Source organism: Aeromonas sp. A35_P (genome assembly GCF_002259925.1).
In the GTDB taxonomy this organism is placed as follows: domain Bacteria; phylum Pseudomonadota; class Gammaproteobacteria; order Enterobacterales; family Aeromonadaceae; genus Aeromonas; species Aeromonas dhakensis.
Genome location: NZ_NEVB01000114.1, coordinates 1 through 5605, shown reverse-complemented (window position 1 = coordinate 5605; position 5605 = coordinate 1). Strand labels below are relative to the sequence as shown.

Genomic DNA, 5605 nt, shown 5'->3' with positions numbered 1-5605 from the left:
GCCTAGTGCCAGGGAGAAACTCTCCTCCAGGGTGCTCGACGAGGCCGACAAGTCCCTCGAGTACACCCTCACCGCCGTGCGCGGCAACATCGACGGCCTCACCGCGACCGAGGCCGCCAACCGCCTGATCCGGTTTGGTCCCAACGAGGTGACCCACGACAAGCCGCCCCATGCGCTGATCCAGCTGCTGCAGGCGTTCAAGAACCCCTTCGTGATGGTGCTGATCGTGCTCGGGCTGGTCAGTTACGTGATGGACGTGCTGATGGCCGAGCCGGGCGACGAGGATTGGGTCAAGGTGATCATCCTCGGCGTCATGGTGGGTCTGAGCGGTCTGCTCCGTTTCTGGCAGGAGTACCGCTCAGCCAAGGCGGCAGAGGCGCTCAAGTCACTGGTGCGCAACACCGCTACCGTACAGCGTCGCCCCTCGCCGGGAGTCGCCCCCCAGCGCAAGGAGGTTGCCATGACCGAGCTGGTGGCCGGCGACATAGTGCACCTGCAGGCGGGGGACATGATCCCGGCCGACATCAAGCTGATCGAATCGCGCGATCTCTTCATCAGCCAGGCGGTGCTGACCGGCGAAGCGCTGCCGGTGGAGAAGTACGACACCCTGGGCGCCGTGGCCGGCAAGTCGGCGGAAGGGAGCGCTGCAGCCGAGGGGGGGATGCTCGATCTGCCCAACATCTGCTTCATGGGGACCAACGTGGTGAGCGGCACCGCCCGCGCCGTGGTGGTAGCCACCGGCAGCGACACCTATTTCGGTTCGCTGGCCCGCAACGTGGTGAGCCACAAGCGCATCGAGACCAGTTTCGATCGCGGCGTGAACAGCGTCACCAAGCTGCTGATCCGCTTCATGCTGGTGATGGTGCCCATCGTCTTCATGCTGAGCGGCATCAGCAGCGGCGACTGGATGTCGGCGCTCACCTTCGCGCTGGCGGTGGCGGTGGGGCTCACCCCCGAGATGCTGCCGATGATCGTCTCCGCCAACCTGGCGCGCGGCGCGGTGGCCATGGCCAAGCGCAAGGTGGTGGTGAAGCGGCTCAACTCGGTGCAGAACTTCGGCGCCATGGACGTGCTCTGCACCGACAAGACCGGCACCCTGACTCAGGACAAGATCATCCTCGAGCACCACTACGATGTGCGTGGCAACCGGGACGACCGGATCCTGCAGCTGGCCTGGCTCAACAGCTATCACCAGAGCGGCATGAAGAACCTGATGGACATCGCGGTGGTCGAGCACGCCGATGCGCTGGGGGAGAGCTGCAAGCCAGCCAACTACCGCAAGGTGGACGAGCTGCCGTTCGACTTCGTGCGCCGGCGCCTGTCGGTCATTGTGCAGGACGATCTGGGCCAGCAGCTGATGGTCTCCAAGGGGGCGGTGGAAGAGATGCTGGCCGTCTCCAGCGAGATCGCCGATGGCCAGGAGGTTAGGGAGCTGACCGATGCCGATCGCCGCGCCCTGCTGCGCCAGAGCGAGGAGTTCAACGCCGAGGGTTATCGGGTGCTGATCGTGGCGACCCGCGAGATCCCGGCGGACGAGTGCAAGCAGAGCTATCAGACCCGCGACGAGGCCAAGCTGGTGGTGCGCGGCTTCCTCACCTTCTTCGATCCGCCCAAGGATTCGGCCGCGCCGGCTATCCGTGCCCTCAATGAGTACGGCGTAGCGGTCAAGGTGCTGACCGGCGACAACCCCATCATCACCAGCAAGGTGTGCCGCGATGTGGGGTTGGCGCCCGGCGTGCCGCTGTTCGGCAAGGATATCGAGGGGATGGACGACGTGGCGCTGTGCGAGGCGGTCAAACAGACCACCATCTTCGCCAAGCTCACCCCGCTGCAGAAGTCGCGGGTGGTGAAGGCGCTGCAGGCCAACGGCAATACCGTGGGGTTCCTCGGTGACGGCATCAACGATGCGCCGGCACTGCGGGATGCGGACGTGGGGATCTCGGTGGACAGCGGTGCCGACATCGCCAAGGAGACCGCCGACATCATCCTGCTGGAGAAGAGCCTGATGGTGCTGGAGGAGGGGGTGATCAAGGGGCGCGAGACCTTTGGCAACATCTTGAAGTACCTCAACATGACCGCCAGCTCCAACTTCGGCAACGTCTTCTCGGTGCTGGTGGCCTCCGCCTGGCTGCCCTGGGCGCCCATGCTGGCGATGCAGATGCTGATCCAGAACCTGGTGTACGACGTCTCCCAGATGCTGCTGCCGTGGGACAAGATGGACCCCGAGTTCCTCAAGCGGCCGCGCAAGTGGGAGGCGAGCAACATCAAGCGCTTCATGCTGTGGCTCGGCCCGACTTCGTCGGTGTTCGATATCAGCACCTACTGTCTGATGTGGTTCGTGTTCGGCGCCGGCGCCCTCTATGCCACCGCCAACGGCAGCATGGATCCGCTGGTCAACGGTCAGGCCATCATGAACTCCGGCTGGTTTATCGAGGGGCTGGTGTCGCAGACCCTGGTGGTGCACATGTTGCGTACCCGCAAGATCCCGTTCCTGCAGAGTACCGCCACCCTGCCGGTGCTGCTCTCCACCTCGATCGCCATCGCCATCGGCTGCTACCTGCCGTTTTCGCCGCTGGCCGAGCACTTCGGCTTCATCACCCTGGATGGGCCCAAGTACTTCATGTGGCTGGTGATCACCATGCTGGCCTACATGGGGCTGACCCAGACCGTCAAGAGCATCTATATCAAGCGCCACGGTCAGTGGTTCTGATGAAGGGTGAGTGAGAGGGCCGGTTACCCGGTCAGGAAACATGAACGCAAAGAGGGATGGCCCGGGCCATCCCTCTTTTCATGGCAGCAAGGCAGGGGTCAGGGCAGGGCCAGGGCATAGGCCTCGCCGGCCATGCCGGTCAGGATGGAGAGGCTGACGGCGCCGAACAGCAGGCCGGTGACCAGATTGAGCGGACGCTGCACGCGGCCGAGCAGGCGTTGGGCCCGCACGGTGGAGAGGCTCCAGGCCAGCACCCCGAACCAGGCCAGCGAGATGAGGAACAGCTCCAGCACCAGCAGACCGCGGGTCAGGCCGTCCACCTGGGGTGTCACCATGGCGGCCAGCAGCCCCATGAAGAACAGCAGCGCCTTGGGGTTGAGCAGGTTGGTGGCAATGCCGCGCTGCACCCCCTTGCGCCAGCCCTGCGCCTCGCCGCCGGCATGCAGGGCGAGCTCGGCCGAGCTGTGCCAGGCCGCCTTCAGCGCCCCCCAGCCGAGCCAGCCCAGATAGAGGGCGCCGACCACCTTCACCGCCATGAACAGCCAGGGGTGTTCGGCAATCAGCAGGCTGATGCCGGTGAGGCTTAAGGTGGCGTGCAGCAGGATGGCGAGCGCGATGCCGAGTGCAGCACCCAACGCGGTAGGTCTGTGCAGGCTGGTGCGCAGGATCAGCGCGAAGTCGGGGCCCGGGCTCGCCAGGGCGATGAGATGGATGAGACCTATGGTCAGAAACAGGCTGGTAAACATGGTGAAACCTCGATGACGGTACGAGGTGACAGCATGGCGGATTGCGGGGTCGCCGGATTGTAAAAGATTGCAGCTTGGGGTTAGTCGGTGCGTCCGCTGGCGGCCAGCATCTGCTGGCGAAAATCGGCGGGGGTGAGGCCGAACGCCTGGCGAAAGCCGTGATGGAAGTGGCTCTGATCGAAGAAGCCGACCGCCAGCGCCACCTCGCTCACCGGCAGGCCGCTGCCGAGCAGACGCTTGCTTTGCTCGAGCCGCAGTCGCTTGAGCCAGGCGTAGGGGGTCATGCCGGTCTTCTTCTTGAACTGGCGCAGAAAGGCGAAGCGATCCAGCCCGAACAGGGCGGCCAGATCCTCCAGGCTGTGGCGCTGATCCAGCCGAGCCATCAGGTAGTCGCGCAGGTACCTGAGCTGGGGGTCGGCCAGGGCGTGGCGCTCGGGGGCGATGTGCAGCAGCTCGCCGAGCAGGGCCAGCAGCTGGCTCTCCGCCAGCAGGCCGTCGGGGCTGGGATTGTCCAGGTACATGTGCAGCCGGGCGAAGCCTTGATAGAGGTCGGGGCGGCGCTGCAGCCCCTGGTCGAAGAAGAGTTCCGGGCTGTCCGGCAGCCAGCGGGCCAGCTGCTCGGGGGCGATGGCGAACACCCGCACCTCGTACCCTTCCGGCAGCAGGCTGAGGCCGTCGTGCATCTCGTCCGGGTTGACGGTGGATAGCTCGCCGCGCACCAGGTGGTGGCTGCTGCCCTTGTGGATGAATTTCTGGCCGCCCTGCTGCACCAGACCTATGTGGTAGTCCAGGTGCACATGGCGGCCATAGCTGAACTCCCTGTGGTGGGAATGGGAGAGTTCAACTCCCGGCAGCAGCCGGGATTGCCAGTAGTGGATGCGGGATTGGGGTGCGCTCATCAACTATTGATAACCTGAAACCCGGACATGGGCTTGTAGATTATTGCAGCGTTGTGCCCCCTTGCCGTCAAGCCTGCTCCGCCGCCTGTTTGCGCTTGCCGCTGCGCAGCCCGTCCAGACTGAACAGCACCAGCGCGCTCCAGATGAAGGCGAAGGTGATCATCTTGTCCAGTGCCAGCGCCTCGCCATAGAGGGTGACCGCCAGGATGAACATCAGGCTCGGCCCTATGTACTGGAAGAAGCCCAGGGTGGAGAGCTTGAGCCGGGTGGTGGCGGCGGTGAAGCAGAGCAGCGGCGCCGTGGTGACGGCACCGGCGGCGATCAGCAGCAGGTTGAGGTGCCAGTCATTCTGGGTGAGATGGCTGGTGGGGCTGTCGGCAAAGCCCCACAGATAGATGGCGGCCGGCGGCAGCATGATCAGAGTCTCGATCAAGAGGCCGGTCAGCGCGTCGAGGGCCAGCTTCTTGCGAATGAGACCATAGATGGCGAAGCTCGAGGCCAGCACCAGGGCGATCCAGGGCAGGGAGCCGAAGGCGATGATCTGGATCGCGACGCCGATCGCTGCCAGTCCCACCGCCCACCACTGCAGCCGGCGCAACTTCTCGCTCAGGAACAGCATGCCGAGCAGCACGTTGAACAGCGGGTTGATGTAGTAGCCGAGGCTGGCATCCAGCATGTGGCCGTTGTTGATGGCCCAGATGAACAGCAGCCAGTTGCCGCCGACCGTGATGGAGGTGAAGGCCAGGGTGAGCAGCACCTTCGGCCGACGCAGCACCGCCTGTACCTTGTGCCACTGGCGGCCGAGCAGGGTCAGCACCAGCAGCAGGGCGCACGACCAGATCATGCGGTGGGTCAGGATCTCGGCGGCCGGCACGGCGGCGATGGTCTTGAAGTAGATGGGCGCCAGGCCCCAAAGGGTATAGGCGCACAAGGCGTAGATGACGCCCTGGCGCTGAACGTGTTGCTGCATGCGGATAACCTTCACTGGAGAGGCGGATGCTGGAACGCATCGCAAAAAATCAGTGTAGCGATCCTTTTGCGGGGAAAGAAGCGAATAAATGGTGATCAGCGGATTTTAACGGTGTACTGCCCGGCTCAGCGGCCTCCGCCGCGGCGGATCTTGTCCACGTCCAGCAGCAGCCACAGCATGAGTGCGATGGCGGAGATCCACGGACCCCAGGTCACGTAGGCCTCACCGTGTCCCAGTATGTAGAACAGCAGCGGCAGTCCTATTACCAGAAACAGTACAC

4 protein-coding genes are annotated in these 5605 nt (G+C 64.4%); 1 reads left to right on the top strand and 3 read right to left on the bottom strand.

Features of this window, described 5'->3' with window-relative positions; all coding sequences use genetic code 11:
* A partial coding sequence (gene mgtA / locus CAK78_RS08555) for a magnesium-translocating P-type ATPase (RefSeq protein WP_217900818.1) occupies positions 1-2710 on the top strand: 2710 nt, incomplete at its 5' end.
* Positions 2711-2808: 98 nt separating this feature from the next.
* Here mgtA and CAK78_RS08550 read toward each other — a convergent pair.
* From CAK78_RS08550 to rarD, 3 genes are all read right to left on the bottom strand, one after another.
* The gene (locus tag CAK78_RS08550) at positions 2809-3456 is read right to left on the bottom strand and encodes a LysE family translocator (protein ID WP_094697006.1); all 648 of its coding nucleotides are present in this window, start codon (positions 3454-3456) and stop codon (positions 2809-2811) included.
* Between the two features lie 80 nt (positions 3457-3536).
* Positions 3537-4355, bottom strand: a complete 819-nt coding sequence (locus CAK78_RS08545; RefSeq protein WP_094697005.1) for an AraC family transcriptional regulator — start codon at positions 4353-4355, stop codon at positions 3537-3539.
* Between the two features lie 67 nt (positions 4356-4422).
* Positions 4423-5325, bottom strand: coding sequence for an EamA family transporter RarD (rarD, locus tag CAK78_RS08540; RefSeq protein ID WP_094697004.1), 903 nt, complete (start codon positions 5323-5325; stop codon positions 4423-4425).
* Between the last annotated feature and the right edge of the window lie 280 nt (positions 5326-5605).

Coding starts and splice junctions, on each gene's coding strand:
- rarD (WP_094697004.1), bottom strand. CDS start 5,325: ATGCAGCAACACGTTCAGCGCCAGGGCGTCATCTACGCCTTGTGCGCC.
- CAK78_RS08545 (WP_094697005.1), bottom strand. CDS start 4,355: ATGAGCGCACCCCAATCCCGCATCCACTACTGGCAATCCCGGCTGCTG.
- CAK78_RS08550 (WP_094697006.1), bottom strand. CDS start 3,456: ATGTTTACCAGCCTGTTTCTGACCATAGGTCTCATCCATCTCATCGCC.